Source organism: Streptomyces sp. NPDC101132 (assembly GCF_044759225.1).
Taxonomy (GTDB): domain Bacteria; phylum Actinomycetota; class Actinomycetes; order Streptomycetales; family Streptomycetaceae; genus Streptomyces.
This window is the reverse complement of record NZ_JBIVYX010000001.1, coordinates 641,753-668,291: the sequence shown is the minus strand read 5'-3', so window position 1 is coordinate 668,291 and position 26,539 is coordinate 641,753. Positions and strand designations below refer to the sequence as shown.

At 74.8% G+C, this 26,539-nt stretch carries 22 protein-coding genes, 1 tRNA gene and 1 pseudogene; 10 read left to right on the top strand and 14 right to left on the bottom strand.

Annotated features, from left to right (window positions below; all coding sequences use genetic code 11):
* Positions 1-135 precede the first annotated feature (135 nt).
* Positions 136-702, top strand: a complete 567-nt coding sequence (locus tag ACIQUR_RS03015; protein ID WP_403657238.1) for a DUF4291 domain-containing protein — start codon at positions 136-138, stop codon at positions 700-702.
* A 318-nt stretch (positions 703-1,020) separates the two neighbouring features.
* Here ACIQUR_RS03015 and ACIQUR_RS03010 read toward each other — a convergent pair whose 3' ends face one another.
* The 6 genes from ACIQUR_RS03010 to ACIQUR_RS02985 form a co-directional block, all read right to left on the bottom strand.
* Positions 1,021-2,256: a tryptophan dimethylallyltransferase family protein gene (locus ACIQUR_RS03010; RefSeq protein WP_403657235.1), complete on the bottom strand. Its 1,236-nt coding sequence runs from the start codon at positions 2,254-2,256 to the stop codon at positions 1,021-1,023.
* A 105-nt stretch (positions 2,257-2,361) separates the two neighbouring features.
* A complete protein-coding gene (locus ACIQUR_RS03005) occupies positions 2,362-3,708 on the bottom strand; it encodes a cytochrome P450 (protein WP_403657232.1) in 1,347 nt (448 codons plus the stop codon).
* A gap of 7 nt (positions 3,709-3,715) precedes the next feature.
* Entirely contained in the window at positions 3,716-4,318 is a 603-nt protein-coding gene (locus tag ACIQUR_RS03000) for a GTP-binding protein (RefSeq protein ID WP_399941390.1), read from the bottom strand.
* A complete protein-coding gene (locus ACIQUR_RS02995; RefSeq protein WP_399941392.1) occupies positions 4,293-4,670 on the bottom strand; it encodes a DUF742 domain-containing protein in 378 nt (125 codons plus the stop codon). The genes ACIQUR_RS03000 and ACIQUR_RS02995 overlap by 26 nt, the downstream gene beginning before the upstream one ends.
* On the bottom strand, positions 4,667-5,068 hold the full coding sequence (locus ACIQUR_RS02990; RefSeq protein WP_399941395.1) for a roadblock/LC7 domain-containing protein: 402 nt from the start codon (positions 5,066-5,068) through the stop codon (positions 4,667-4,669). Before ACIQUR_RS02990 ends, ACIQUR_RS02995 begins: the two co-directional genes overlap by 4 nt.
* Positions 5,065-6,234 (bottom strand): ATP-binding protein, encoded by a 1,170-nt coding sequence (locus ACIQUR_RS02985; protein ID WP_403657227.1) that lies wholly within the window; start codon positions 6,232-6,234, stop codon positions 5,065-5,067. The genes ACIQUR_RS02990 and ACIQUR_RS02985 overlap by 4 nt, the downstream gene beginning before the upstream one ends.
* 488 nt (positions 6,235-6,722) lie before the next feature.
* On the opposite strand from ACIQUR_RS02985, the gene ACIQUR_RS02980 reads away from it, so the two are divergent.
* From ACIQUR_RS02980 to ACIQUR_RS02960, 5 genes are all read left to right on the top strand, one after another.
* The gene (locus ACIQUR_RS02980; RefSeq protein ID WP_403657224.1) at positions 6,723-9,716 is read left to right on the top strand and encodes an ATP-binding protein; all 2,994 of its coding nucleotides are present in this window, start codon (positions 6,723-6,725) and stop codon (positions 9,714-9,716) included.
* 85 nt (positions 9,717-9,801) lie between these two features.
* On the top strand, positions 9,802-10,242 hold the full coding sequence (locus tag ACIQUR_RS02975; RefSeq protein ID WP_403657221.1) for a roadblock/LC7 domain-containing protein: 441 nt from the start codon (positions 9,802-9,804) through the stop codon (positions 10,240-10,242).
* A 32-nt stretch (positions 10,243-10,274) separates the two neighbouring features.
* A complete protein-coding gene (locus ACIQUR_RS02970) occupies positions 10,275-10,643 on the top strand; it encodes a DUF742 domain-containing protein (protein ID WP_403657998.1) in 369 nt (122 codons plus the stop codon).
* Positions 10,621-11,223: a GTP-binding protein gene (locus ACIQUR_RS02965; RefSeq protein WP_403657218.1), complete on the top strand. Its 603-nt coding sequence runs from the start codon at positions 10,621-10,623 to the stop codon at positions 11,221-11,223. The genes ACIQUR_RS02970 and ACIQUR_RS02965 overlap by 23 nt, the downstream gene beginning before the upstream one ends.
* A complete protein-coding gene (locus ACIQUR_RS02960) occupies positions 11,220-11,897 on the top strand; it encodes a GAF domain-containing protein (protein WP_403657215.1) in 678 nt (225 codons plus the stop codon). The genes ACIQUR_RS02965 and ACIQUR_RS02960 overlap by 4 nt, the downstream gene beginning before the upstream one ends.
* On the opposite strand, the gene ACIQUR_RS02955 is transcribed toward ACIQUR_RS02960, so the two are convergent.
* Together ACIQUR_RS02955 and ACIQUR_RS02950 are read right to left on the bottom strand one after the other, a co-directional pair.
* Positions 11,894-12,811 carry a transketolase family protein gene (locus ACIQUR_RS02955; protein WP_403657212.1) on the bottom strand — a complete coding sequence of 306 codons (918 nt, stop codon included), beginning with the start codon at positions 12,809-12,811 and terminating at the stop codon, positions 11,894-11,896. The genes ACIQUR_RS02960 and ACIQUR_RS02955 overlap by 4 nt on opposite strands.
* Positions 12,812-12,840: 29 nt before the next feature.
* A complete protein-coding gene (locus ACIQUR_RS02950; protein ID WP_403657209.1) occupies positions 12,841-13,542 on the bottom strand; it encodes a transketolase in 702 nt (233 codons plus the stop codon).
* Positions 13,543-13,709: 167 nt separating this feature from the next.
* Here ACIQUR_RS02950 and ACIQUR_RS02945 point away from each other — a divergent pair.
* Both ACIQUR_RS02945 and ACIQUR_RS02940 read left to right on the top strand, forming a co-directional pair.
* Positions 13,710-13,786, top strand: a tRNA-Pro gene (locus ACIQUR_RS02945).
* Between the two features lie 351 nt (positions 13,787-14,137).
* Positions 14,138-14,599, top strand: coding sequence for a hypothetical protein (locus tag ACIQUR_RS02940; protein ID WP_403657206.1), 462 nt, complete (start codon positions 14,138-14,140; stop codon positions 14,597-14,599).
* A 145-nt stretch (positions 14,600-14,744) separates the two neighbouring features.
* Here ACIQUR_RS02940 and ACIQUR_RS02935 read toward each other — a convergent pair whose 3' ends face one another.
* Entirely contained in the window at positions 14,745-17,291 is a 2,547-nt protein-coding gene (locus ACIQUR_RS02935; protein ID WP_403657203.1) for a discoidin domain-containing protein, read from the bottom strand.
* A gap of 141 nt (positions 17,292-17,432) precedes the next feature.
* A pseudogene (locus ACIQUR_RS02930) lies at positions 17,433-18,188 on the bottom strand (collagenase); the annotation flags it as partial.
* A gap of 408 nt (positions 18,189-18,596) precedes the next feature.
* Here ACIQUR_RS02930 and ACIQUR_RS02925 point away from each other — a divergent pair.
* Together ACIQUR_RS02925 and ACIQUR_RS02920 are read left to right on the top strand one after the other, a co-directional pair.
* The gene (locus ACIQUR_RS02925) at positions 18,597-19,817 is read left to right on the top strand and encodes an NAD(P)/FAD-dependent oxidoreductase (RefSeq protein ID WP_403657200.1); all 1,221 of its coding nucleotides are present in this window, start codon (positions 18,597-18,599) and stop codon (positions 19,815-19,817) included.
* A 41-nt stretch (positions 19,818-19,858) separates the two neighbouring features.
* Positions 19,859-20,803, top strand: a complete 945-nt coding sequence (locus ACIQUR_RS02920; RefSeq protein WP_403657995.1) for a sigma-70 family RNA polymerase sigma factor — start codon at positions 19,859-19,861, stop codon at positions 20,801-20,803.
* 15 nt (positions 20,804-20,818) lie between these two features.
* On the opposite strand, the gene ACIQUR_RS02915 is transcribed toward ACIQUR_RS02920, so the two are convergent.
* The 4 genes from ACIQUR_RS02915 to ACIQUR_RS02900 form a co-directional block, all read right to left on the bottom strand.
* Positions 20,819-23,065, bottom strand: coding sequence for a B12-binding domain-containing radical SAM protein (locus tag ACIQUR_RS02915; protein ID WP_403657197.1), 2,247 nt, complete (start codon positions 23,063-23,065; stop codon positions 20,819-20,821).
* A complete protein-coding gene (locus ACIQUR_RS02910; protein ID WP_403657194.1) occupies positions 23,062-24,477 on the bottom strand; it encodes an MFS transporter in 1,416 nt (471 codons plus the stop codon). The genes ACIQUR_RS02915 and ACIQUR_RS02910 overlap by 4 nt, the downstream gene beginning before the upstream one ends.
* 69 nt (positions 24,478-24,546) lie before the next feature.
* On the bottom strand, positions 24,547-25,143 hold the full coding sequence (locus tag ACIQUR_RS02905; RefSeq protein WP_403657191.1) for a flavoprotein: 597 nt from the start codon (positions 25,141-25,143) through the stop codon (positions 24,547-24,549).
* Complete coding sequence (locus tag ACIQUR_RS02900) at positions 25,143-26,507, bottom strand: radical SAM protein (RefSeq protein WP_403657188.1); 1,365 nt, start codon at positions 26,505-26,507, stop codon at positions 25,143-25,145. Before ACIQUR_RS02900 ends, ACIQUR_RS02905 begins: the two co-directional genes overlap by 1 nt.
* Positions 26,508-26,539: the final 32 nt, after the last annotated feature.

The window sequence follows — 26,539 nt, the reverse complement described above, 5'->3', positions numbered from 1 at the left end:
GGCCCGTACGGCGGACCGGGGCCGGAGCGGGCCCCCGCGGGCGGGCACCGGCCGGCCTGCGGCCGGGGTGAACTGCCGGCGGGCGGGGGGAAATCGGCTCGCCGCGCCGGCGGAGCGGGTGGCAGGGTGCGGTGCATGACGCCCCCGTACCAGATCCGTGCCGACTACGACGCCCACACGATCGTGGTCTACCAGGCGTACCCCCCTGCCATCGCCGACGCGGCCCTGCGGGCGGGCCGCTTCGTCGCGCCGTTCTCCTTCCACCGGATGACCTGGATCAAGCCGTCGTTCGCCTGGCTGATGCACCGCAGCAACTGGGCCCGCAAGCCGGGGCAGGAGCGTGTGCTCGCGGTGCGGATCACCCGGGAGGGCTGGGAGGAGGCCCTGTCCCGGGCCGTCCTGACGACCGCCGACCCGGCGGCCGTCGCCCGGGCGGCCGTCCACGTCCAGTGGGACCCGGAACGCTCGCCGCGCGGGGCGGCACTGAACCACTACAGCATCCAGGTCGGCATCGGCCGCCACCTGATCCGCACGTTCGCGGACGAATGGACCGTCGGCCTCACCGACCTCACCCCCCAGGTCCGCAGGGCCGCCACGCTGATGCAGACCGGGCACGCGGCGAAGGCGCAGCGGCTGTTCCCCGCGGAGCGCGCCTACCCGTTGCCCCGGAGCCTGAACGGCGCCGTGGTCCCCACCAGGTGACGGGTGCTCGGAAGTCCGGGTCGACGCCGCGGCTGCGCACCGCGTCGACCCGGCTGACGGGCCGTGCCGGGGCACGGGCGGGCAGCCCCCGGATCCGGACGCGGTAGTCGTCCTCCCACGCCCCCGTCACCTCGGAGACGGCACCGATCGAGTGGAGGCCGCCGTCGGCGCGGTCGACGAGGCAGGGGCCGTGCCCCACCAGCATCGACCTGCGGGCGCCGGTCCGCACGTACGCCTCGGACTGGACGCAGACCTTCCGGATGCGCACCGCGTCCTCGCGTCCGATCACGTCCGCGGCACCTCCTTCCCGGGACAGGGCTACCGCGCCCCGGCGTGCAGGGAGGGGGACGGGGAACGGACCGCGTAGGCCTCCGACGAGACGTACGCCGTGATCCTCGGCGGGCAGCCGCGCTGGTGGGCCAGCGCCAGGTAGGCGATCAGGCCGGTGCCGTCGGTGAGCCGGCGGGCGGTGAGGGCGGAGAGGGCCCGGGCGAGGGGGGCCGGGTCGATGCCGTACCGGCCCAGCAGGGCCTCGGCGCGGGCGAGCGCCTCGGCGTCGTCCCGTACGTGGTCGCGGACCGGGATGTGCAGGGTGAAGCCGCTGGGCAGGCCGGAGCCCGCCTCGGTGAAGGCGTGGCAGGACAGGCCCGGCCGCCGGTCCAGCGGCAGGCTCCAGCCCTGCCCGCCGGCCTCCGCCGCGCCCGCGGAGACGCCGAAGAACTCCTCGACCTCCGCGGTGCCGGGGCCCGGGGCCATCCGGCACAGGCCGCCCGCGTCGGCCGCCGACAGCCCCAGGTGCCTGAGGTACACCTTCACCCGGGGCGCGGCCCAGTCGCCCAGGTCCAGGGCGAGGAACGGGTACCCGTCGGCCTCCGGCAGGGCCGCGTACGCCCGCCCGTGGCCCAGCCGCCGCAGCGCCTCCCGCACCGTCCCGGCGGAACGTTCCTGCCCGGAGGCCGAGGGGTTCAGGTACACCTTCACCCGGGGCACGCCGCCCGGCACCAGCTCCAGCGCGCACCAGAGCGCGAACGGCCCCTCGGGGTCGGCCGGGAAGAACAGGTCGGCCAGGTCGTCCAGCCGGTCCGTGGAGAAGTTCCAGCGCCGGGCCATCTCCCGGACGGCCCGCAGCCCGGCCCGCCCGTTCCCCGCCAGGCTGCCCACACCGCAGCCCGGCTCCAGGAGCACCCGCAGCGCCGGCGTGCCGCCCCGCGTGAACGACAGGGAGAACTCGACCGGCGTGTGGTCGTCGGAGAGGTACGTGCGGTTCGGCGGCGGCAGGTCCAGCGGCCGCTCGGCCGCCGCGCCCAGCGCCGCCACCAGCGTGTGCGCGTACGTCTCCGCGTCGTCCGCACCCAGCCCCGCGACCTCGCACAGCCGCAGCAGCTGGTCCGCCGTGAACCCACCGAGCGTCCCCGCCCCCGGCAGCGCCCCGCCGGCGGCCCCCGTCAGGGAACGGGGACCACAGGACGACACCCGCCGGCGGGGGCGGGTGTCGGGGCGCTGACCGCCACGGTGGGCGGGTATCCAAACGACGTCGGTGGATCTGTGGTCCACGGGTGACTCCTCGGCCTCGGCGGCATCACGGACAACAACGCGGTGATCATTACCCCGTGCTCGAACCGTCATGCCGCCATCCGGAGGCCGCGGTTCACCCCAGCCTCACTTCACCAGCCACTTCAGGAACTGGCTCCAGCGGCCGGTGCGTTCGGCCTTCGCGGCCGCACCCTGCCCCTCCTGCGCCGCGCTCCCGCCGGACCCGGGCCCGGCGGTGCGCGCGGCGGCCGAGACGGGCGTGAAACGGGCCGGCAGGGCGGCCAGGGCACGGTTGAACGGGCCCGGACGCCACACCAGGCTGTCCTCCGGGACGGCCAGCTGGACGTCCGGCAGCCGGTTGAACAGGTGCTCCACGGCCGTGACGGTGATGTGCCGGGCCGGGTCCTTCGACGGGCAGCCGTGCGGGCCCGCACTCCACGCCAGGTGGGAGCGGTTGCTCCCGGCCTGACGCGAAGCCGCCAGCGCCGGACCGGTGTTGGCCGCCGCGAAGCTCACCAGCATCAGGTCGCCCGCGCGCACCTGCCGGCCCCCGAACTCCATGTCGGCGGCCGGGTAGTGCGGTGCGTAGTTGGCCATGGGCGGGTTGTCCCACAGCGTGTCGTCGAGGGCCTCGCCGATCAGGCCGCCCCCGTCCGCGTACCGGTCGTCGGTCAGCAGCCGGTGCAGGGTGTTGCCGATGAGGTTGCGCAGCGGCTCCGCGCCCGCGCCCAGGAGCAGCGCGAGCTGGTGCACCATCTCCTCGTCCGTCAGCCGGGCCTGGTGCTGCATCAGCCACGAGGTGACGTCCTCGCCGGGCCGGGCGCGCTTCAGCGCGACCAGCTCGTGCACGGCCTGGAACAGCACCTCGGTCGCCTTCTCGGCGTTGACCCCGTCGAACATCCCGGAGATGCCGAACAGCACCCGGTCGCCCACGTCCGCGGGGCAGCCGAAGAGCTGGTTGAACACGAACAGCGGCAGCTGCCGCGCGTAGTCGCCGAGCAGGTCGGCCGAGCCGCGCGCACCGAACTGCGAGATCAGGTAGTCCGAGATCTGCTCGGTGCTCCTGCTCAGCCGGTTCATGTCGACGCGCGCCATGCTGTCGGTGATCGCCTGACGGAGCCTCAGGTGCTCCGCCCCGTCGCTGAACATGCAGTTGGGCCGGTACGCCAGGAGCGGGGCGACGGGGCTGTCCGGCGGGACGAGGCCCTCGTTGAAGGCCCGCCAGCGGCGCGCGTCCTTGCGGAAGGAGCCGTTGTCCTGGAGCAGGTGGAGCGCGGTCGGGTAGTCGGTCACCAGGGTGGCCTCGACGCCCGGGGCCAGCTCCACGGGCGCGGTCGGCCCGTAGTGGCGCAGGTAGTCGTAGTACGCCTGCGGGTCCGCCGCGAACTCCGGTCCGTACAGCGGAACCCGGCCGCCCGGAGTGTGGGCGGGGCAGCCGGGCGGCGGGACCGGAGTGGGGGTCTGAGCGTCCATGGGGGGATCAATGCTCCTGTTGGGCACGGTCGAGCAGGTAGCGGACGAGGGTGGTCAGTGCGGCGGCGGACGACCGCTCGTCGCGCGCGTCACAGGTGACGACGGGGGTGTCGTCGAGCAGGTCCAGCGCCTCGCGCAGCGCCGCCTCGTCCCGGACCGGCGTACCGTCGAAGTGGTTGACGGCCACGGCGTAGTCCAGTCCGTACTGCTCGATCAGGTCGACGACCGCGAACGAGTCCGCGAGGCGCTCGGGGTCGACGAGGACCAGCGCGCCGAGGGCACCGCGCGCGAGGTCCTCCCACATCTGGACGAACCGCACCTGACCGGGTGTCCCGAACAGGTACAGCACGATGCGGTCGCTGATGGTCAGGCGCCCGAAGTCCATGGCCACCGTGGTGGTGGTCTTGCTTCGGACCCCCTTGAGGTCGTCGATGTGCTCCGCGGCGCGGGTCATCGTCTCCTCGGTGGACAGCGGCTCGATCTCGGAGATCGCACCGATGAACGTGGTCTTGCCCACCGCGAAGTGCCCGACGACCAGGATCTTCACCGGGATCTGCGTCGCACCCCCGCGGACGTAGACCTGTTCAGCCAAACTTGGCGCGGAGCCCATTGAGCACCTCCTGGAGGATCTCCTTGTCGGCGAGGGCGGCGCGCTCCACCGGCGGACGGGTGACGAGGTAGCCGCCCTCGGCCAGCGAGGCGAGGACGATCTTCACCACACCCAGCGGCAGCCGCGTGTGCCCCGCGATCTCGGCCACCGACAGGTAGCCGGCGGAGCAGATGTCCAGCAGCCGCTGCTCCTCGGGGGACAGCCGGGTCGGCCGCTGCCCGCCCTCGGGCGCCGCCGTCACCAGGGTGATCAGGGACAGCTGCTCCTCGTCGGGCAGGCCGCGTCCCTTGGTGATGACGTACGGACGCACTAAATCCGCGGCCTCGGGACCCCACTCCTCGCGGCCGGTCATGAGTACGTGCCGAGGTTCTCGCGCGGCGGCGTGGTCAGCGCCTTGCCGAGCTGGCCGACGAGCTGCTGCATACGGAAGGTGATGTCCGCCATGTCGACGTCCTGGGTGGCGGAGACGCCCAGGTAGGCGCCCTCCCCGGCGGAGATGAGGAAGACCCAGCCGCCGTCGAACTCGACCAGCGTCTGCCGCCACTGCGCCCGGGGGTCCTCACAGAAGAACCCGAGCGAGCGGCTCAGCGACTGCACCCCGCTCATCGCCGCGGCGACCCGGTCGGCGTTGTCCTTGTCGTAGTCCTTCGTACGGGCCATCAGCAGCCCGTCCGCGGAGATCAGGACCGCGTGCAGCGCCCCGGGTATCTCCAGGGCGCTGTCGAGCATCCATGACAGATCGTCGTTCACGAAACCTCATGTCCTTCGCTGCTTGGGCCGTGTGTGGTGCTGGTCGGGTCCAGGGCGTCCGGGTCCGTGGCCCGGCCGGACCTCGTCCCCCGCTGGAAGGCGCTCATGATGGCGGCGGTCTCCGCACCGCTGCGGCCGGGGGCGGGTGCGGTGGGCGTGCTGCTCGGCACGATGGACATGGGCCGCTTGCGGCGGCGCTTCGGCAGGCCGTCCGCGGTCGCGGAGACCGCGGGGGCGGGCTCGGGGCCGCCCTGCGGCGGCAGGGAGCCGGCGGCCACGGCGGGTGCGGGCGCCTTCTGCTCCGGCATGCCGGTGAGCAGTTCGTGCGGCAGCAGGAGCACGGCGCGCACACCGCCGTACGGGGAGGAGGAGTCCACCGACACCTCGAAGCCGAAGCGCTCGCACAGCACGCCGATCACCGCGAAGCCGAACTGCGGCGGGTTGCCCAGCCCGGAGACGCCCGAGACGCGGTTGCTGGTCAGCAGCTTCTCGGCGCGGGCCCGCTCCTCGTCGTTCATGCCGACGCCGGCGTCGTCGACGACGATGCAGACGCCCTTGGGGACGGTGCGGGTGTTGATCTCGACCACGGTGTCCGGGCTGGAGTAGCTGGTGGCGTTGTCGAGCAGCTCGGCCAGCGCCAGCGCCACCGGTTCCACGGCGCGGCTGGTGATGCCGAAGTCGACCCGGGAGAGGATCTCCACGCGCCGGAAGTGCCGGATCCTGCCCTGGGCGCTGCGGACCACGTCGTACACGGACGCGATGTCGCGGTGGCGGCCCAGCCAGCCGTCGCACAGGACGGCGATGGACTGGGCCCGGCGGCCGAACTGGGAGTTGGCGTGGTCGATCTCCAGCAGGTCCTGGAGCATGGCCGACTCGCCGTACTTGCTCTGCAGCCGCGAGATGATCAGCTGCTGCTCGGCGGCGAGGCCCTGGAGCGTCCGCATCGCGGACTTGAGGACGGTCTTGGTCCCCTCCTCGGCCTCGTCCTGCGCGGCCGCGACGGACTGCGTGTAGCGGTTCTCCAGGGCGGAGTAGTGGGTCCTGAGCCCGTCGATCTCGTGCCGCAGGCCCCGCGCGGACCTGCGCTGGCGGACGATGACGGCGATGGCGGCGAGAACGAGGACCAACAGAGCCCAGAGCACAGGGTTCTGCACGTATTCCGTCATAAGACTCTCTTCAGGCGACCGGCGGCCAGTGGCTGATTCCCGACTACGCGGGTGGGCCGGCGACCGCCCGCACGGGGATGCCGCCCGGGCCGCCCCTGAGTCGGCGTGTCGCCTTGCGCTCAGCCGCCTGCCCTGTTTTGCGCGGTGATCGTATCACCGAGCGCTTACGTGACAATCCGTCAATAGGTAGGAAGGCGTAAATGATTCGGTCGTTCCGGACCCGGTTCCGGGCCCCGGAAGTGGCCCATTTCACGTCGGGTGCGGGGGCGCCGCCGCCGGCGGACGTGCGCCGGTCGGGTGCCGGTGGTGCGCACCCCCGGCGCATTCGGGCTCGCGTACGAGCGCTCCTTCGCCAGCGGGAAGCACCCCGGTGAAGTTCCCCAACTGGCCGTCCGCGGGCCGAGCGTGCGGTCTAGCGTGGATTCCCGGTGATCAACGCCGGGCCCCCGCGGCCCGGCCTCCACGTACCGAACGCACCGAGGACGACGATGTCCGGACTCCGCGACAGCGCGGCCCGCCCCGATCGCGCGGCACGACCCGACCACGCGGCGCGGCCCGACCGCGGCCCGGGACGGGCCGACCGCCGGGACGGCGGCCGCCGTACCCGCACCCCAGCCCGTCACACCACCGCGCCGAGGACCGTCTCACCCGGAGCCCCCCGGCGGATCACGCCGCTGCTGGTCCGCGCGGCCGTGCTGCCCACCCTGGCCGCCGGGTCGAGCGGCGCCGCCGCGGTGCTCTTCACCCTCCGGCTGGGCGCCCGGCCGGACGGCCGTCTCTGGCTGGTTCTGAGCGGTTGCGGGCTCCTCTTCGCGGGCGCGCTCGCCGCCGCCCTGCTCGGGGCCCACCGGGCCGGCCGCGCCGTACGCGACCGCTGCGAGGCCCTGCGCCGGTCCAGCGCGCGCGGGCAGCAGGAGCTGCGGACCGTACTGGACCGGCTGGAGCGGGGCGAGACCGTGCCGGAACGCCGGGCGGGCGGGGCCCCGGCCGGGGAACCGGGCCGGACCCGGGAGCCGGGCCGGGCCCCCGAGCCGCCGGGGCCGGACGAGTTCGCCGCGCTCTCGGGCGAGTTGCGGGAGGCCCGCGAGCAGGCGCACGCCGCGCTGGTGCGGGCGGCGGACCTGGCCGGGCGCTCGGACAGCGACCAGAAGGTCGAGGTGTTCGTGAACCTCGCCCGCCGCCTGCAGTCGCTGGTCCACCGGGAGATCCAGCTGCTGGACGGGCTGGAGGACACGGTCGAGGACCCCGACCTGCTGAAGGAGCTGTTCCACGTCGACCACCTGGCCACCCGGATCCGCCGCCACGCCGAGAACCTCGCGGTGCTGGGCGGCGCGGCCTCCCGGCGCCAGTGGACCCGGCCGATCGACGTCAGCGAGGTGCTGCGGTCCTCGGTGGCGGAGGTGGAGCAGTACACGCGGGTGAAGGTGGTGCCCCCGGCGGCCGGCAGCGTACGCGGTCACGCGGTGGCGGACGTGGTGCACCTGCTGGCCGAACTCGTCGAGAACGCCACGGTGTTCTCGCCGCCGGACACGGACGTCGTCCTGCGCGCCGAGCGGGTCACCGCCGGCATCGCCATCGAGGTGGAGGACCGGGGCCTGGGCATGCCGCCGGAGGAACAGCACCGGATGAACGCGCTGCTGGACGACCCGGACCAGGTCAGCGTCCGGCACCTGCTGGCCGACGGCCGGATCGGGCTCTTCGTCGTCTCCGCGCTGGCCCGGCGGCACGGCATCGCGGTCGAGCTGAAGTCCAACATCTACGGGGGAGTCCTCGCGGTGCTGGTGCTCCCGCGGGACCTGCTCGGCGCCGACGCGGCCGACGCGACGCGCCCCACCGTCACGGGCACGGGCACCGGCCCGGGCCTCACCCTCCCGCCCCTGGAACCGACCCGTGCCCCGGCCCCCGCGACGGCCGCCACGGGGGCGGGGGGCGTCGGGGGCGCGGCGGGCGTCGGGGTGTCCGGCTTCGGCGTGTCCGGTGTCGAGGTGTCCGGCTCTCGGGTGTCCGGTGCCGGGGTCTCCGCTACCGGGGTATCCGGTGCCGGGATCTTAGGGGACGGGGGGACCTCGCGGGCCGGGGGCCCGGGAGCGGTGAGCGGGACCGGCGCGGGCCGGGAGGACGCAGCCACGGCCATGTCCCCGGCCAGGTCCACGGCCACGGGGACGGCCCCCGGCGGGGAACCGGGCGGGCGCACCTCACTGCCCCGCCGCGTCCGGGCCTCGGCGGTGGAACAGGCCGCCATCCCGCAGCAGGCCCGCAGCCTGCCCCACCCGGCTCCGGGCGGCTCCCGGCCGACGGGGGGCGCCGCGCCCCTCCCGGCGCCGGAGTCCCGCGCTTCCTGGCCCGGCACCGGCACGGTCCCCGCACCGGGCAGCGGCTGGTACGAGCCGGAGCCCCCGGCACCGGCCCCGGCCAGGGACGCCAGGCCGGATCCGGCGTCGGCCAAGGGTGCGGGGTCGGCGGCCGGTCCTGCCGCGGAGCCCTCCGGCCCCGCCCGCCACCGGGCCATGCCGGAGCCCCTCTGCGACCCGGCCCCGCCGGACCCCGACAGCCGCCCGGAGATGCCGGAGGCCGGGGGAGTGGCAGGCCGCACGGCGCCCCCGTCCGGCATGGACAGCGACGGGCCCGGGCCGGCGGGCGAAGGGCACGACGGCGACGCCGGAGCCGGGCCCGTGTACGAGGACGGGCCCCCTCCCGTGCCGGGACACGCGCCGCACCACCCGGGGGAGCGGACGGGCTCCGGTGCCGGGCCGGCACCCCGGTACTCCTCGCACCCGGAGCCGGGCGCAGCCGCCACCGCTCCGGGGCCGGCCACCGCACGTCCTGCGGACGCCGCGGTCGCACCCGGCGCACCCTGGGGAGCCGCCACCGAAGCCCGCCCGCCCACGGCACCGGCCTCCGGCTCAGACCGGATCCCGGACCTCACCCGCGCCGTCGCGCGGCCGACTGCCCCCCAGACCCCCGGCGGCAGCGAGCCCTGGGCCCCGGACGCCCCGAGCCTCACCGGCGCCGTTCCGCAGCCGGCCGTGACTGGGGCCCCGGCAGGCAGCGAGCCCTGGACCCCGGGCTCCCCGTACTTCGGTGGCGGCGTTGCGCGGCCGGCCGCCACCGAGGTGCCCGGCGGCAGCGCCGCCTCGACGCCGGGTTCCCCGGACCTCGCCGGGGCCGCGCCCGAGGCTCCGGACGGCACCAACCCCGTGGGCCCCGGCGGAGCCGGCTCGGTGGGGTCGGAGCCCGGCGCTGCCGCGGCCCGGCCGGCCGGGGCCGGCGCCAGCCCCGAACCGTCCGGGCCCGGCCGGCCACCCCTGCCGCGGCGGCGGGCGCAGGAGCACCTCGCGCCGCAGCTGCGCGACGCGCCCGGGCCGGCCGTACGGCCCGGGGGCGGCGGCGAGCAGCCCGTACACGATCCCCAGCTCATGGCCGCGTTCCGGCGCGGCTTCGGGCTCGCGCAGGCCGCCGCCGACGAGGACCCGGACGCCTGACCGCCCCCCGCGCCGGAGCCCCCGCGGGCCCGGAGCGCCGCACGACCGCAGAGAACCGCCGAGACCAGCGAGGAGCACACCCCCCATGCCCAGCGACGTGAAGACCCCCCAGCTGTCCGAACTCGACTGGCTGCTCGGCGGACTCGTGCAGCGCGTCCCCTACACCCGCAGCGCCGTCCTGCTCACCGCCGACGGGCTGGTCACCTGCGTCCACGGCCTCGACGCCGACAGCGCCGACCACATGGCCGCCCTCGCCTCCGGCCTCTACTCCCTCGGCCGCAGCGCCGGCGCCCGCTTCGCCGACGGCGCCGAGGTCCGGCAGGTGGTCGTCGAGCTCGACTCCGCCCTGGTCTTCGTCTCGGCCGCGGGCTCCGGCACCTGCCTGGCCGTGCTCGCCGACCGGGAGGCCGACGCCGGCGTCCTCGGCTACGAGATGGCGATGCTGGTCAAGAGCGTACGGCCGTACCTCGCCGCCCCGCCCCGGCAGCCCGCGGGGACCCCCGAGCGCGCCCGCCCCGAGCAGTGAGCGCTCCCGCCACGCGCCCCCTCCCGCACGACATGCCCTGGCTCGACGACTCGGCGGGCCGGGTGATGCGCCCGTACACGGCGAGCGGCGGACGGACCCGGCCCAGCACCCCGCTGGACCTGCTGTCCCTGCTGACCGCCACCGGGGTCCGCCCCGGCGAACGGCTCGGCGCGGACCACGCCCTCGCGCTCCGGCTCTGCACCGCGCCCGCCGGGCCGGTGTCCGTGGCGGAGGTCGCGGCACAGCTACGGCTGCCCGCCGTGGTGACCAAGGTCCTGCTGTCCGACCTGCTGGAGTGCGGGGCCGTCACGGCACGGTCCCCGCGCTTCCCGGGCGGCGGCGCGGCCGACGACCAGAACCTGCTGCTGGCGGTGCTCGATGGCCTGCGACGACGACTCTGAGACGCTGCCCGCCACGCTGAAGATCCTGGTCGCGGGGGGCTTCGGCGCGGGCAAGACCACCTTCGTGGGCGCGGTCAGCGAGATCGAGCCCCTCAGCACGGAGGAACTCCTCACCGGCTTCGGGGAGTCCACCGACCCGCTCACCGGCGTGGAGGGCAAGACGGCCACCACCGTGGCGCTCGACTTCGGCCGGATCACCCTCGACACCGGCCACGTGCTGTACCTCTTCGGCACGCCCGGCCAGGAACGCTTCTGGTTCCTGTGGGAGGAGCTGTGCGCCGGCGCGCTCGGCGCGGTCGTGCTCGCCGACACCCGCAGGCTGGACGACTGCTTCCCGGCGGTCGACTTCTTCGAGCGCCGCGGCATCGCGTTCGTCGTGGCCGTCAACGAGTTCGACGGCGGCCACCGCTACACCGCGGAGGAGGTGCGGGACGCCGTCGGCCTGGCCCCGGACGTCCCGGTCGTACGGTGCGACGCGCGCCGCGCGGACTCCGGCATCCGCACCCTCGCGGCCCTGGTCGGGCACCTGCTCGCCGCGACGCACGAGACCAGCACCACGATGGAGGGGGAACCGCCATGACGTACTACGAGTCCACCGGCCACCTGCTGCTCACGCCCGTGGACCGGGAAGCACCGGCCCGGGTGGCCCGGCTGCGCGAACTCGGCCTGGGGGAGCGGGCCGACCCCGAGCTCGACGCCTTCGCACGGGAGGTCGCCGGGATCACCGGGACCCCGTACGCGGCGGTCAACTTCATCGACGAGGAACGCCAGTTCTTCGCCGGCCTGCACCACCGGGCCGACGCCCCGGCCGGCGCCTACACGGGCCGGGTGCTGGCCCGCGACCACGGCTACTGCCCGCACGTGGTGGTGCGCCGCCGGGCCCTCGTCCTGGAGGACGTACGGGACTTCGCGCGCTTCGCGCCGAACGCGGTGGTCGAGGAGGACGGCGTACGCTCCTACCTCGGGGCCCCGTTGACGGACCGTCAGGGATTCGTGCTGGGCACGGTGTGCGCGGTGGACCTGGTGCCGCGGCGCTGGGGCCGGGAGGGCCTGGAGACCATCAAGGGGCTGGCGGCCGAGCTGGTGAAGGTCCTGCACGCCCGGGAGGACGCGGCGGCCCTGGCGGCGGAGCCGGGCCGGGGCGGGGATCCGGGCCGGGGCGGGAGTCGGGCCCAGGGCGGGAGCCAGGGCCGGGGCGGAGCTCCGGGCCGGGGCCGGGGTCCGGGCCGGGGCCCGGACCGGGACCCGGTCTAGCGGGAGGAGCCGGCGGGGGCCAGGAAGGCGGTGATCCGCTCGCGCAGGCCCCGGGCGTCGAGCCCGTGCGCCGCGGTGTGCTCCTCCGGCGTCCCGTACTTCCGCAGCTCGGCCCGGCCCACGCCCAGCCCCAGCACCCGGTGGGGCAGGTCGGCCAGCGCGTCGTTGGCCGCGGCCGTCGACGTACCGGCCAGGTAGGGCTCGACCAGGACCACGTCCGCCCGGTCCTGGCGGCCCGCGGCCGCGCGCAGCGCCGCACCGTCGAAGGGCCGGACGGTGGTCGCGTACAGCACGGTCACGTCGAGGCCGGCCACCGCCGCCAGGACGTCGTCCAGCACCGGCCCGACCGCCACGACCACCCCGGCGGAACCCTCCCGCACGGTCAGGAAGCGGGCGCCGTCGACCGGCCGGGCGGCCGCGTTCGACAGGTTCGACAGCCGGACGTACACCTTGTCGTCCCCGGCGGCCGCCGCGTGCCGCAGCAGCGCCTCCGCCTCGTCCGGGTGGCCCGGGACGTGGACCGTCCAGCCGTCCAGGGTGTCCATCAGCTGCACGTCGCCCGGCGCCATGTGGGTCACGCCGCCGGCGGCCCAGTCGTACGAGGCGTTCGCGCTGACCAGGATCCCGCCCACGCCCTGGTGCCCGAAGTCGAGCTTGACCTGCTCGAAGGGCCGCTCCACCAGGAAGCTCGCGAAGGTGTGCATGATCGGTCGCAGCCCCGTCAGGGCCATCCCGGCCCCCGCCCCGACCAGCAGCTGCTCGCGGATGCCGACGTTGACCACGCGGTCCGGGTGCTGCTGCTGGGCGGGCCGGAAGCCGTCCATGGTGATCTCGGCCAGGACCAGGGCGAGCCGCGGGTCCTCGTCCAGGAGGCGGGAGGTGGTGGAGACGAACCGCTCGCGCATGGTGTCCATGGGTGTCTTCCTCGTTCCGGTTCGGTGGGTCAGTTCTTGGGCTCGACGCGGGCGACCACCGCGTGCGGGCGGCCCGGGTGGGCCAGGGTGTAGGCGGCCTCCAGGGCCGCGTGGTCGCGGCCGTCGACCGTGACGGCCGACCAGCCGGCCGCCTCGAAGCGGGAGGCGATACCGCCGGACCAGCCGTGCGTGGCGGACTGGTTGTCGATCACCAGGGTGTGCAGCCGGTCCAGGCCGGCGGCTCCCGCGTAGGCGAGGGCCTCGTGGTTGCTGCCCTCGTCCAGCTCCGCGTCGCCGATCAGCACCCACACGGCCGGGTCGGTCAGCCCCTGGGCGCGCAGCCCCAGCGCCGTGCCCACGGCCAGCGGCAGCCCGTGGCCCAGGGAACCGCTGCCGATCTCGGCGCCGGGCACGAGCAGCCGGTCCGGGTGGTGGCCGAGCGGGGAGTCGTACGAGCCGAAGCCGTCCAGCCACTCCACCGGGAAGAAGCCCTTGGCGGCGAGGATCGCGTAGTACGCCATGGGCCCGTGCCCCTTGGAGAGCAGGAACCGGTCGCGCCCCGGGTCCCCGGCCGTCTCCGGCCCGACCCGCAGCACCCGGTCGTACAGCACCCACAGGGCGTCGAGGGTGGAGGTGGCGGCCGGCCCGTGCTTCTCGGCCCCGGTCATCCGCGCCATCAGGGCGGGGAGGTCCTCGTAACGGAATGCGATGTCCGCTGTCGTCTGCGTCATGACACACACCTTGCAACCTCAAGTTCGCTTGAGGTCAAACCCCGTCCGGAGGTCCCACCCACCCCCGCCCGTCCCGCGGCGCGGAAAGGTGCGCGCGACCACCCCGGGAAGTGCGGTATTGTTCTCGTGCGCGTTCGGCCAGGGGAAACCCGCAGGTCAGCGAGCATCGGGACGTGGCGCAGCTTGGTAGCGCACTTGACTGGGGGTCAAGGGGTCGCAGGTTCAAATCCTGTCGTCCCGACCACGCGGAAACGCAGGTCGGAGGCCGTTCTCTCATTCGTGAGGGAGCGGCCTTTCGCATGTCCGCGGTGTGACGCGGGTCATGCCCGCGCCCTGGCACGCGGGGCCGGGGCCGGCTGTCCCATGGGCGTCATCGGCGACCGAGGCCGGTGCCCGACCTGGGAGTCCGCCATGACCAAGCCCCACCGCGTCATCGTCCTCGGCGCCGGCTACACCGGGATGTTCACCGCGATCGACCCCGAGGCCCGGATCGTCACCGTCGACGGCTCGACGCCCCTCGGGTACGACACGCTCGTCTACGCCCTGGGCAGCTCCACCGCCGTCCGACGCCTGCCTGTGGACCGCCGCCGTCAGGGTGTCGCCGCTCGCCGCCGCCTCCGGGATCGCGACCGACGGGCACGGCCTGGTCCTGACCGACGCCACGCTGCGGTCGGTCTCCCACCCGCAGATCCACGCCGTCGGCGACGCCGCCGCCGTCCAGATGGACTTCGGACGGCTCCACGGGTCCTGCCAGAGCGGGCTGCCCACCGCCCCGTACACCGCCGACACCATCGCGCGACTGGTCCGCGGCAAGGCCGTGAAGCCGTTCCGCTTCGGCTACTTCCACCAGCCGGTCAGCCTCGGCCGCAAGGACGCGGTGATCCAGTTCACCAGGTCCGACTTCACCCCCTTCGGCCTGCGGCTCACCGGCCGCGCCGCCGCCCGGTACAAGGAACTGGTCAGCGGCAGCCCGCTGATGACGTACCGCTACAGCAGGCGCATGAACGTCACCACCCTCGTCTCCAGGGGAGGCCGGGCCGTTGCCGGCCCCGCGTGACCCGGTGCGGTGGGCGCGGGGGAGCACGACCCGATCGTGTCGCCCGCGAGGGCGGCGGTGACCGCGATCCGTCGCATGCGGACACCGGGGCGGGAGAGGCCCGGAGCCCGGGGCGGGCACCGGACGGCACCTGCCCCGGCCCGGGTCAGGCGACGGTCAGGAAGGTGGCGAGGCTCGGTACGCCCTGGGCGTCGAGGGCGAAGAGCATCCAGTTGCCCGGCAGGACCACGCCGGGGTCGGAGGGCAGGGACACCGTGTACGTGCCGGCGCCCGTGGCGGTGGAGGCGAGGGGGACCCGCCGCTGGTCGTTGTCGGTGGAGTGGGTGGCGGCCGCGGCCCGCATGAGGACGAACGACGCCACCGGGCCCGCCGTGGTCACCGTGAGCTGCGCGCCGGGGGCGGCCCGGGGCGGCACGCCGCCGGTGACGACCGGACGCGGCTTCGGTGATCCGTCCGCGTTGAGCAGGTAGGGCGGGGTGAAGACGGCCCCGTCGGCGTGGTTGGTCGCGCAGTCGCCGCACAGACCGCCGCCGCCGGAGAAGATCCGGCCGTCCGGCAGCAGGTTGGCCACGCTGTGGTAGTTCCGCGGGATCGCCATGCTTGCGAGCGGGGTGAAGCGTCCGGTCGCCGGGTCCCACAGTTCGGGGGTGAGCACGGACGTGGCGTCGCTGAAGGGCACGGGGTACGACTGGCCGCCGAACACGGCCACCTTGCCGTCGGGCAGGACGACGCTGTTGGCGAAGGCGCGGGCGAAGCCCATGTCTCCGGTGCGGGCGGCCTGGACCTGGCTGCCCGAGATGCCGACCGTGTACGCGCGCCGGGTGGCCGGGGTCTTCTCGTACGCGGGTGAGCCGCCCAGGGTGAGCAGCTTGCCGATGTCGTAGGCGACGGCGTTGCCGGTCATGGCGTCCTGGCTGTCGGCCCGGGTGCCGGCGGGGGTGATGCTGCCGGTGCCCGAGGTCGAGATCCAGTTCATCTGCCGGCTGGGGCCCAGCTGGAGCACCCGGCCGCCCGAAGTGGCGTGCAGCCACATGTGGTTGTCGGCGCGGTAGGCGCCGGCCGGGTCGGCCGTCAGCGCCGGGGCGGCGGGCACGCCGGGGAGCGTGCGCCAGGTGCGGGCGGCCGGGTCCCAGACCTCGCCGCCCTTGTCGCCCGAGCCGCCGCTCCAGGAGCCGCCGAGGACGAAGGCCTCGCCGGTGGAGAGCAGCGTCATCGCCTGGTAGCCGCGGGCGGTGTTCATGTTCGTGGTGGCGGACCACCGGTCCGTCGCGGGGTCGTAGATGCTGGCCTTCTCCGCGTTGCTGCCCCCGGTGACCAGGACGCGGCCGTCGGCCAGCAGGGCCATGCCGGGGCAGAACATGTCGTGGCCGGTGTTGTCCACGCGGCGCTGCGTCACCTTCCCGGTCTTCAGGTCGAGGATCGCGGTCTGGGTGTAGCCGTTGCTGCCGCCGAAGCGGTCGACCGCGTACGCGGACCAGGCCAGCAGCTTGTCGCCCGGCAGGACGGCGGTCGCCACCGGCACGAGCGGGAAGCCGGTGACGCGGCCCCAGGAGCCGTGGACGGCCGGGTCGGCCGGTCCACTCAGGCGTATCTCGGCGGCCGAGCTCCAGGGTCCGCGGCCGCCGGCCTCGGTGAGGGCCGTCAGGCGGACGTACCGGGTGCTCTGCGGCCGGGTGAACGTGGCGGTCTTGACGGTGTCGTCGTCCCGCCAGGTGCCGGACGCCACCGGGGCGCCGAAGGTCGTGCCGTCCGTGCTGAGGCTGACGGAGTACCGGCCGACGCGGCCGTTGGGCCCGTTGGGGCGCGGCTGGTAGACGAGGGCGGAGACGGTGGTCGTGTTCTTCAGGTCGAGGGTGAGCGTGTGCGGCAGGGGTGCGGCCGTGCCGGACCACCTGCTGTGCCAGATCGTGCCGTCGTCGCCGTCGAGCACGTTGGCCGCCCGGCCGTTCTCGGCTGCGGTCTCCTCGTCCCCGGCGGTCGCCGTCCAGCCCGTACGGGGCAGGTCGACGGTGGCGGCCGGCGTGCCGGGGTCGCCGAGCAGGTTGATCTCGGCGGCCGAGGTCCAGGGTCCGCGGCCGCCGGCCTCGGTGAACGCCGTCAGGCGGACGAACCTGGCCCCCTGCGGGGCGAAGCCGAGGGTCTTGGTGCCGGCGTCGTCGGCGAGCGTTCCGGTGGCGACGGGCGCGCCGAAGGCGGTGCCGTCGGTGCCGAGGCTGATGGCGTACTCGCCGATGCGGCCGTTGGCTCCGCCGGAGCGGGGCTGGTAGACGAGCGCGGAGACGACGGTCGTGCTCTTCAGGTCCAGGGTGATCGTGTGCGGCAGGGGTGCGGGGGTGCCGGTCCACTTGCTGTGCCAGAGGGTGGCCGCGTCGCCGTCGAGCACGTTGGCCGCGCGGCCGTTCTCTCCGACGGTCTCCTCGTCGCCGGCCGTGGCCGTCCAGCCGGTGCGGTCGAGGACCGGTGCCGTGGGTTCCATCGCGTTGGCCGGCGCCACGCCGTGGTGCGGCGACTGGCCGGCCGGCCGCTGGCCGGCGGGCACGGGACGGGGCGCGGGCGCCCGCGCGGCGACTGCCGGGCCCACCACCCCGAGCCAGGGGATCAGGCCGACGAGCACGGAGCCGAGGCCGAGGACGACGAGCAGGTACGAGCGGCGTAACCGGTGGTGGCGGGTGGAGAAGGGCCGGGACCGCAATCTGACCTCCTGGGGCGAAGGGACTTTTCTCCGGAAGGTAGGTCAGGGGCAGGACAACTCACCTGCACAGCAGGTGAGTTGTCCTGAAATTGCGTACGGCGGACCGGTTGGTGGGGGTTGGGCCGCGGGTCAGGCGGCCGTCGCCACGGACGTCAGCCAGGCGTTCCAGTCGCTCTCGTAGTCGAGCGAGGTGAGGAAGGCGCGGGCGGCGCTCCAGTTGCCGGTGCGGTAGTGGCCGAGCACGGTGGCGACGTCGGCGGGGTGCCGCTCGACCATGTAACGGGCGGCGAGGTAGCCCCAGTTGTAGGTGCGGTTGACGTCGCTGTTGGCGTACGTGGTGTCGAACAGCGTGCGCAGGGAGTGCGTGTGCTTGCCGGCCTCGGCCAGGGCGTTGGTGTAGGGGACGCCGCGGTAGGAGTAGGAGATGTACTCGGCGATCCCCTCGCCCCACCAGACGGTCGGCGTGGTCTGGCTCGCGCCGAAGTCGCCGTGCAGGTCGAAGCGGCCGTCGAGGTAGTGGGTGTACTCGTGGTTGAGGTTCCATATCTGCCAGCCCGGGCTGACGTCGGTCCGCTCGTAGCAGATGAACCGCGGCTGGTTGCCCGTCCGGGACGGGTCCCCCTCCAGGTACATGCCGCCGTTGTTGGTGTCGATGCCGTAGATCCGGCCCGCGTAGGCCTTGTAGTCGGCGCTGGAGTTGAAGACGTCGACCTCCAGGGTGGTGTTGAGGTCACCGGCGACCGGGCCGGGGTCCTTGACCACGTTGTGGAAGAACGCGTCCTGGTTGGCCAGGCTCGTGCAGGTCGCCGCCAGCTGGGCGGCGGTCATCTCCTGGGCGCGGATGCGCAGCGTGGGGCTGCAGGTGTGGACGATCGGCAGGATGCGGGCCTCCAGCTTCCCGCCGCCGGCCGCGACGGCGCCGGGGGCGCCCTTCGCGGTGCCGTGGGCCGGGCGCTGTGCCGGGTCGGCGAAGGCGTGGTCCGGCTTGGGTCCGGCCGGGGCGGCCGGGGCGGCCGGGGCGGCGGCGTGGGCGGCGGACTGGGTGGGGGAGGCCGCGAACGCGGCTGCGAGCAGGGCTGTGGCGACGGCCATGGCGCGCAAAGGTCACCTCTGGGGAAGGAGGAGGGACCCCGTCGACTGACGGGTTGCGCTGTAAAATTGCACATGTCACATGGCTTTTCAATGCTTCTGACAAGGACGCGGAAAGCCGGCCGGCTGTGGCGCGGCTCACATGCCGTTCCTGTCAGGAACCGGAGGGCTGTTCCGCTCAGGTGGCGAGAGCCAGCCCACCGACAGGAGCGTCACATGAAGCACCGCATCGTCGTCCTCGGCGCCGGCTACGCCGGGAACCACGTCGCCGGGACCCTGGCCCGCCGGCTGTCCCCGGCGGACGTCGCGATCACCGTCGTCAACGCCGAACCGGACTTCGTCCAGCGGCTGCGGCTGCACCAGCTCGCGGCCGGCCAGGAGATCGGGGCACCGCCGCTCACCGAGGTGTTCGCGGGCACGGGCATCCGGCTGTGCCTGGCCCGGGTCACGGCGGTCGACCCCGACCGCCACACCGTCGCCGTGACCGGCGCCGACGGCCCGGCCGAACTCGGCTACGACACCCTGCTCCTCGCCCTCGGCAGCAACGCCGCCGACCACGGCGTCCCCGGCGTGACCGAGCACGCCTTCGACGTCGCCGGACGCCCCTCCGCACTGCGCCTGCGCGACCGCCTGGACGGCCTGGAGGCACGCCCCGGAGGCGGGACGGTGCTGGTCGTCGGCGACGGCCTCACCGGCATCGAGACCGCCACCGAGATCGCCGAGTCCCGGCCCGGCCTCTCGGTGACGCTGGCCGCCCGCGGCGAACTGGCCGCCCCGCTCTCCGCCGGAGCCCGCGGCCACCTCCGCCGGGCCTGCGAACGGCTCGGCGTCACCGTCCTGGAGCACACCACCGTCCGGACGGTCGAGGCGGCCCGGGTGCGGTGCGCGGACGGCACCGTCCTGGCCTCGGACGCGACCGTCTGGACCGCCGGCTTCGCCGTCGGCCCGGTCGCCGCCGCCGCGGGGCTCGCGGTCACCGGCGACGGCCGGGTCGTCGTCGACCGCACCATGCGGTCCGTCTCGCACCCGGACGTGTACGCCGCCGGCGACTGCGCCCACGCCGTCGGCGACAACGGCCGCCCCCTGCCGATGTCCTGCGCCTCGGCCGGCTACACCGGCGCCCAGGCCGCGGCAGCCATCGTGGCCCGCCTGACCGGGGGCACGGTCCCGGACCGGAAGCTGGAGTACGTGGGCAACCACATCAGCCTCGGACGGCGTGACGGCATCCTGCAGATGGTCGACGCCGACGGGCGGGCGAAGCCGCGGTACACGGGCGGCAGGAAGGCCGCACGGATCAAGTCCGGGATCGTCGCGATGTCCCTGTGGGCCAACGCCCACCCCACCTTCGGCCTGCCCCGGCGCACGCACCGCCTGGCCGCCGCCCCGGCCGGGCCGCCGGCCCGCGAGGCCGGCACCGCCCGCCCCGAACTCACGTGACGGCAGACGGCGTTAGGGTGGCCGCCGTGGACAGGGCCCCCATGGACGGATCCGACACCGCGCGCTTCGAGGCCGGCCGTGCCCGGCTGGCCTCGCTGGCGTACCGGCTGCTCGGCTCCGCCGCCGACGCGGAGGACGCCGTACAGGACGCGTTCCTGCACTGGCAGGCCGCCGACCGGCGGCGGATCGAGGTGCCCGAGGCCTGGCTGACGAAGGTCGTCACCAACCTGTGCCTCGACCGGCTGCGCTCGGCACGCGTCCGCCGCGAACGCGCCGCGGGCGCCTGGCTCCCCGAACCGCTCCTCGACGGCGACCCGATGCTCGGCCCCGCCGACACCGCCGAGCAGCGCGAATCGGTGTCCCTGGCCGTGCTGACGCTGATGGAGAGCCTGTCGCCCGTCGAGCGGGGCGTCTACGTCCTGCGCGAGGCGTTCTCCTACAGCCATGCCGAGACCGCGGAGATCCTGGGCATCAGCGAGTCCGCCAGCCAGCAGCACCTGCACCGGGCCCGGACCCGGATCGCCGCCGGGCGCACGCGCGGCGCCGGGGCCGACCGGGCGGCCGCCCGCAGGATCGTGGCGGAGTTCCTCGCCGCGGCCGCCTCGGGCCGCACCGACCGGCTGGTGGCGCTGCTCACCGACGACGCCACCGCCGTCTCCGACGGTGCGGGCCTGAGCCGGAAGCTGCTCCGGTTCGACACCGCGCAGGGCGTCGCCGCCGTCGCGCGGGCGGGCTTCAGGCCCACGCCCGCGAAGCGTCGGCTGGCCGGCGGCACCCCCGCCGTCCACTACGCGCTGGTCAACGGCGCGCCCGCCGCCCTCTTCGTGGTCGGTGACCGGGTCGTCGGGGCCGTCACGTTCGACATCGCCGACGGCCGGATCGCGACGGTCCGCGGCATCGCGGCCCCGGCCCGCCTGGTCCGCCTCGCCGATGCCTGGCGGCGGCACGGCCCGGGGCGGGGGACGCCGCTGATCCCGGAGTGGTGATCCGGCCGTCGCCGGTCAGGTGCGGGCCTGGGTCGACAGCATCAGGCGGAGGGCGCGGGTCAGGGGGGTGTCCTCGGTGAAGTCCACGCCGGCCGGGACCTCGACCAGTTCGCCGTGCGCCAGCACCAGGACGCCGCAGGAACCCGGGCGGCCGGTGCCGGGGCCGGCCAGCCAGTCGCCGTACGCGCCGGACGTCGTGTCCAGGTGCGCCCGGCTCCGGCGCCCCACCTCGGCCATCAGGTCGCCGACCCCCGTGAGCGCCTCCACCGAGTCGAACGGCACGGTCAGCACCGGCTCCCCGACCAGCCGGACCCGCGGCTCCTCCTCCCGGCGCCGCCCCTCCGCCGGCGGGTCCGGCAGCAGCCCCCGGCCGTACCGGGCGTAGTAGAGCAGGCTGTGGGCCGAGTCGATGCCCCCGACGAACGGCCGGTCGAAGGTCGCCTTGCGGGTGCTCGCCACGTACTCGCGCGGGATCCGCGGGTCCTCCGGCTCGGGCCAGTGCACCTCCCCGGACGCCCGGTCGCGCCAGGGCACGTACCGGCGGATGTCGTCGGAGGCCGACGGCGGCAGCAGATCGATGCCGAACCGGCCGGGGTCCTTCGCGACGATCGAGCCGGGCGTCAGCGAGAACACCCCGATGCCCGCCGTCGTCCACAGCTTGTCGTGGTCCTGGAGGAACTCGTACGTCGCCAGCGCCTCCGCCTCCGACTCGGTGGGGAAGCCGGTGAACCCCATCATCTGCGCCGCGATGCCGTTGCGCGCCAGCTCCGCCAGCACGTCCGGCACCAGGTCGATCCGCACCCCCTTGTCGATGAGGTCGAGCACCCGCTGCGTGCCCGACTCGTACCCGAAGGAGACCGCGACGCAGCCGGAGGCGGCGAGCAGCTCGCCGACCGCGCGCTCGGGGAAGGTGCGTTCCAGCCGCAGTTCCGCCGCCCACCGCAGGTCCAGGGAGGAGTCGGCGAGGGCCGCGGCGAGGGTGCGCAGGTACCGGGGGGACATCGCGTCGACGGCGAAGTACAGCGTCCTGCCGTACCGCCCGGCCTCGCGCAGGTCGGCCAGCACCGCGGGGACGGGCCGCTCCCGCGAGGGGGAGGTGGGCCGGTCGGTGTTCAGGCCGTAGTCGCAGAAGGTGCACTTGTTCCAGTAGCAGCCGCGGGTGGGGCTGTACAGGATGACCGGCTCCGGCGACCAGTACCGCTCCCAGTCCCACACGTCGTACGCGGGACCGGCGAGCCCCGCCACGCTGCCGTACGCGATCTCCGGGTCCGGCCGGGTCCGCGTCATCACCCCGCCCACGCCGTCGAAGCCGGTGCCGCCCCGGACCGCTCCGGCCGCCAGCGCGTCCAGGATGCCGACCAGCGCCGCCTCGCCCTCGCCGGGCACGATCAGGTCGGCGTCCCGGAAGACCCGCCACGGCGCCGCCGCGTCCGGCGCGTACTTGACCACGTCGCCGACCTCGGTGCCGCCGAAGACGATCACCGTGTCGGGCAGCACGGTGCGGATCAGGCGGGCCATCCGCAGCGCGACGGGCAGCTGGCTGGTGTAGTTCACCGACAGGCCGACCAGCGCCCAGGGCCGCTCGCGCAGCAGTGGCGTGAACACCTCGGCGAAGTAGCCCTCGAAGGGGCGGGCGACGGCCGCCGCCACCGCCGGGTCGGCCAGGTCCGCCGTACTGCACAGGTTGACGGTGGACTTGGCGCGCATCGAGAACCCGTCGGGCGCCCCGGGCGGCATCTCCAGCGCCAGCAGCTCCCACCACCGGCTCATGACGGCGACCGCCTGGGCGTAGGTCGGCGGGTGGTAGAAGAGCTCGGGGTCCCGGAAGACGCCGATCGCGTCCCGGGCCGCGGTGTCGGTCAGGCCCTCGGCGGCCAGCGTCTGCCGGTAGCGGATCTCGTCGTCCCGGCGCGGCGCGGCGGACCGGCCCCCGGCGTCGGCGGACCGTGACCCCGCGGCGTACGTGGCCCCCGCGGCGGCGTACCGGGCCTCGATCTCGGCGCGGGTCCGCCGGGCGGCCGCGAGGGCCGCGCCGAAGCGGGCCGGGTCGGCCAGGTACTCGAAGGCGTCGAGGTTGGCGTCCACGCACCCGTACGCCCCGTGCCCCGCCTCGCGCGCGGCGCCCACCAGGTACGGGATGGAGTGGTACGGGGTGGTCGGATCGGTGACGGGAGGGTTCACCAGCAGGTACGGGACCTCGGCGGCCCCCCGCTCCCGTCCCCGCGCGGCCCCCGGCACGCCCAACGGAACGAACACGCTCATCGCTGCGACTCCTGACTGCTCTCGTGCCGTGGACGGGGGGAGCTGCCGGCCGGCACGGCGGCCGGGGCCGTACCGCCCGCCGGGGCCCGGGCCGCGTACTCGGTGCCCGAGCGGTGCGTGCGGAACGCCTTCTGGGTGAGCGCGCACAGGACGGCCAGCGCGATGGCCGCGCCCGCCACCGGGAAGAACGGCGCCGCCCCGAGGTGCCGGACGCCGAAGCCGGCCACGGCGACCGAGATGGGGAACGTGCCCATGACGGCCAGCATCACCAGGCTCATCACCCGGCCGATCAGCGCCGGCGGGGTCCACACCTGGAGCATGGTGACGACGACGATGTTCTGCCAGCCGCTGGCCACCGCGTACACGCACACGCACACCGCGGCGCCGGCCAGGCCGCCCGCGTACGGGACGGCCGCCAGGGCCACGCCCATCACCACGGCCAGCACCGCGAACAGGTAGGCGGGCGACTCCACGGGCCGGCTGCGGGCCGCCACCACGGAGCCGGCCAGCCCGCCCAGGCTCAGGCAGGTGAGCAGTACGCCGTAGCCGGTGGCGCCCATGCCCTGGCGGGCCAGCTCCGGCAGGGCGACCTCGATGGTGCCGTTGAAGGCCAGGTTGCAGACCAGGGCGACGACCAGGATGACGTGCAACAGCCGCCCGTGGCGCAGGAGTTCCCCGAACGACGGGCCCCGGGCCGCGTTCCCCTCGGCGGTGCCGCCCTGGCCGCCGGCCGCCCCGCCGGCCGCCCCGCCGGCCGCCCCGTCGGACGTCTCGGACGGCTCGGGGGGCTCGGGGGGCGCGTCCGCGCGGGTGTGGATCCGGGCCAGCACCACCGCCGACACCGCGAAGGACGTGGCGTCGACCGCGAGCGCCGGGCCGGCGCCGAAGGCGGCGACCAGGGCGCCGCCGGCCGTCGGTCCGAGGAGCCCGCCGACCTGGTTGACCATGGTGGACAGGGCGTTGCCCCGGCCGAGGTCCTCCTTGGTCAGCAGGGCGGGCAGCAGGGTGTACGAGGCGGGGATGAAGATGCCCGAACTCGCCCCCAGCACCACCGCGATGGGCGCCAGCTGGGCGAGGGTCGGTGTCCCGGTGGACGCCACCACCGCGAGGATGCCGACGGCCACGGCCCGTACGACGTCGGCCGCCAGCATCACCGGCCGGCCGCCGAACCGGTCGGCGACCACTCCGCCGAGCGGGATGGTGACGACGCGGGGGATGCCGTAGCAGGCCAGGACCGTGCCCAGCAGGACCGGGCCGCCGTCGCCCGACAGGATCAGCCACGGCAGGGCGACGGCGTAGCAGTAGTCGCCCACCGTGGACGAGAGCTGTCCGGCCAGCAGCAGCCGGAAGCCGCGCGCCGCCATCGGCCCGCTCGCGAGTGCCGTACGGAACCTCTGCCCGGCTGCCGCCACGTCTCCTCCTTCTCCGTCTGGTGCTGGGGAATCCGCCCGGTCCGGGCGCCGCGCGCGGCCCCTGCGGGGTCACGCGCCGGGCGGGACCACGGGCAGCCGCAGGAACTCGCCGACCACCGCCGCCACCGTCGCGGGCGGTGGCAGGCCGAGGTTCTTCCGCACGTCGCGGGTGGAGATCTGCCAGGCCTCCGCCGGCACCGGGTCCACCACGGCGTGTCCGTCCGCCCGCAGCCGGTCCACGTTGCGGCGCACCGGCGGCCGCTCCCACATCCGGCCGTTCATGCTCGGGAAGAACAGCACGGGGTACGGGTGGGCCAGCAGGGCCGAGCTGAGCAGCCCGGAGGCGAGCCCGTGCGCCGCCTGGCCGAGCACGTTGGCCGTGGCCGGGAGGACGACGAACCGGTCCGCCCAGTCGGCCAGGGCTACATGACCGACCGTCAGTTCGTCCTCGCCGTCGCAGTACACCTCCCCGGCCAGCAGCCGCAGGGTCGCGGGCGGCACGATCGCGGCCGCGGACCGCGTCATGACCATCCGGATCTCGACGGCGGCGCCGAGGCCGGTGCGCAGCGCCATCAGGTACTGAGGCAGCGCCAGGACGTTCCCCGAGCCGCAGACCCCGAGGAGGAGGCGGCGGGACGGGGCGTCCCGGCCGGGGGCCCCGGGCATCACCGGGCCCCGGCGGGCTCACCGGCCGCGGGGCTCAGCCCGCACTGGGCCGCGACCAGGTCCAGCCGCTCCTGGAAGTTGAACTTGTAGCCGGGGCACGGCGGATGGCCCTCCTGCCAGGCCTTGGGGCAGGACCCGCCGCAGGTCGGCATGAAGACGCAGTCCCGGCACCAGGTCGTGCCGCGGCCGATCTCGTCGTTCCAGTCGTCGAACGGCCCCCGCGGCCGCACGGGCTCGGGGCCCGCGCGGTCGATGTGCGTCAGGGCGAGGGTCCGCTCGGCGTCCGGCACGAGCGGATACTCGCTGCACGAGAAGATGTTGCCCGTACTGCTGATGATCTCCGCGGAGACGGTCGTCGCGGGGCACACCACCTTCTTCGCGGTGTTCGGCAGCAGCCGGGCGGCCAGCCCGTGCCGCAGCAGCAGCCGGAACCACTCCGCCTCGCGGGCGGCGAACGCCTGCCGGGACACCTCGATCGCCGACACGTCGTTGCCCCACGAGTGGACGGGAACGATCGAGAAGGACACATTCGGGCGCGCGAAACCGAGCTCTGCCATCAGCTCGATATAGCGCGGAACGGAGTCCTGGTTGTGCGCGTCCACATTCGTGCGGAACGTGAAATGGGCAGACTGTAATTCAGGCGTGTCGACGACGGAACGAACGGTGCGCACGATTTTCCAGAAAGAACCGCGTCCGCTCTTCAGCGGCCGGTGCGCGTCGTGTATTTCCGGCGGCCCGTCGACGGTGATCTCGAAATGGTCGACCCCGCACGACCGGATCAGTGTGTCCGCCTTGGCCGGCGTGAGCAGCGAGCCGTTCGTGACGAGCACGGACGAGTACGCCGCTCCCCGCTCGGCCGCGGCCGCCACGAACCGGGGTGCCAGGTCGCGGATCACCGCGTACCCCATCATCGGCTCGGCCCCGAACCAGTCGATGCGGACGCTGCGCGTCTCCGGCGCGTTCACGGCGCGCAGCACCCGGTCGCGGACCCGGCTGCGGTGGGTGTGCGTCAGGCCGCCGCGGGTGTGCTCCTGCCCGCAGTAGGCGCAGCCCATGTTGCAGTAGGAGGTCGGCAGCAGGGCGATGTGGACCGCCGACCGGTCCGCTGAGGCCCGCCGGTTGCGGTCCAGTACGGCGGACAGCTCGTCCTCGCCGCCGGGTACGAGCACCTCGGCGGCGCGCAGCGCGGACGCCCAGGCGGGCGTGAGCGCGGCGGGGTCCCCGGCCTCCAGGGCACGGGCCGTGGCGAGGTCGACGGCCATGGCGCCGGCGGTGCGGGTGCTGTACGCCAGGCGCACGCGGACGCCCGTGGCGTCGGCGTACGTACGGTCGCTCAGCACCAGGTATCTGCTGACCCGTTCCATCCCAACCTTCCCGCTGTGTGTCCGGGCAGACG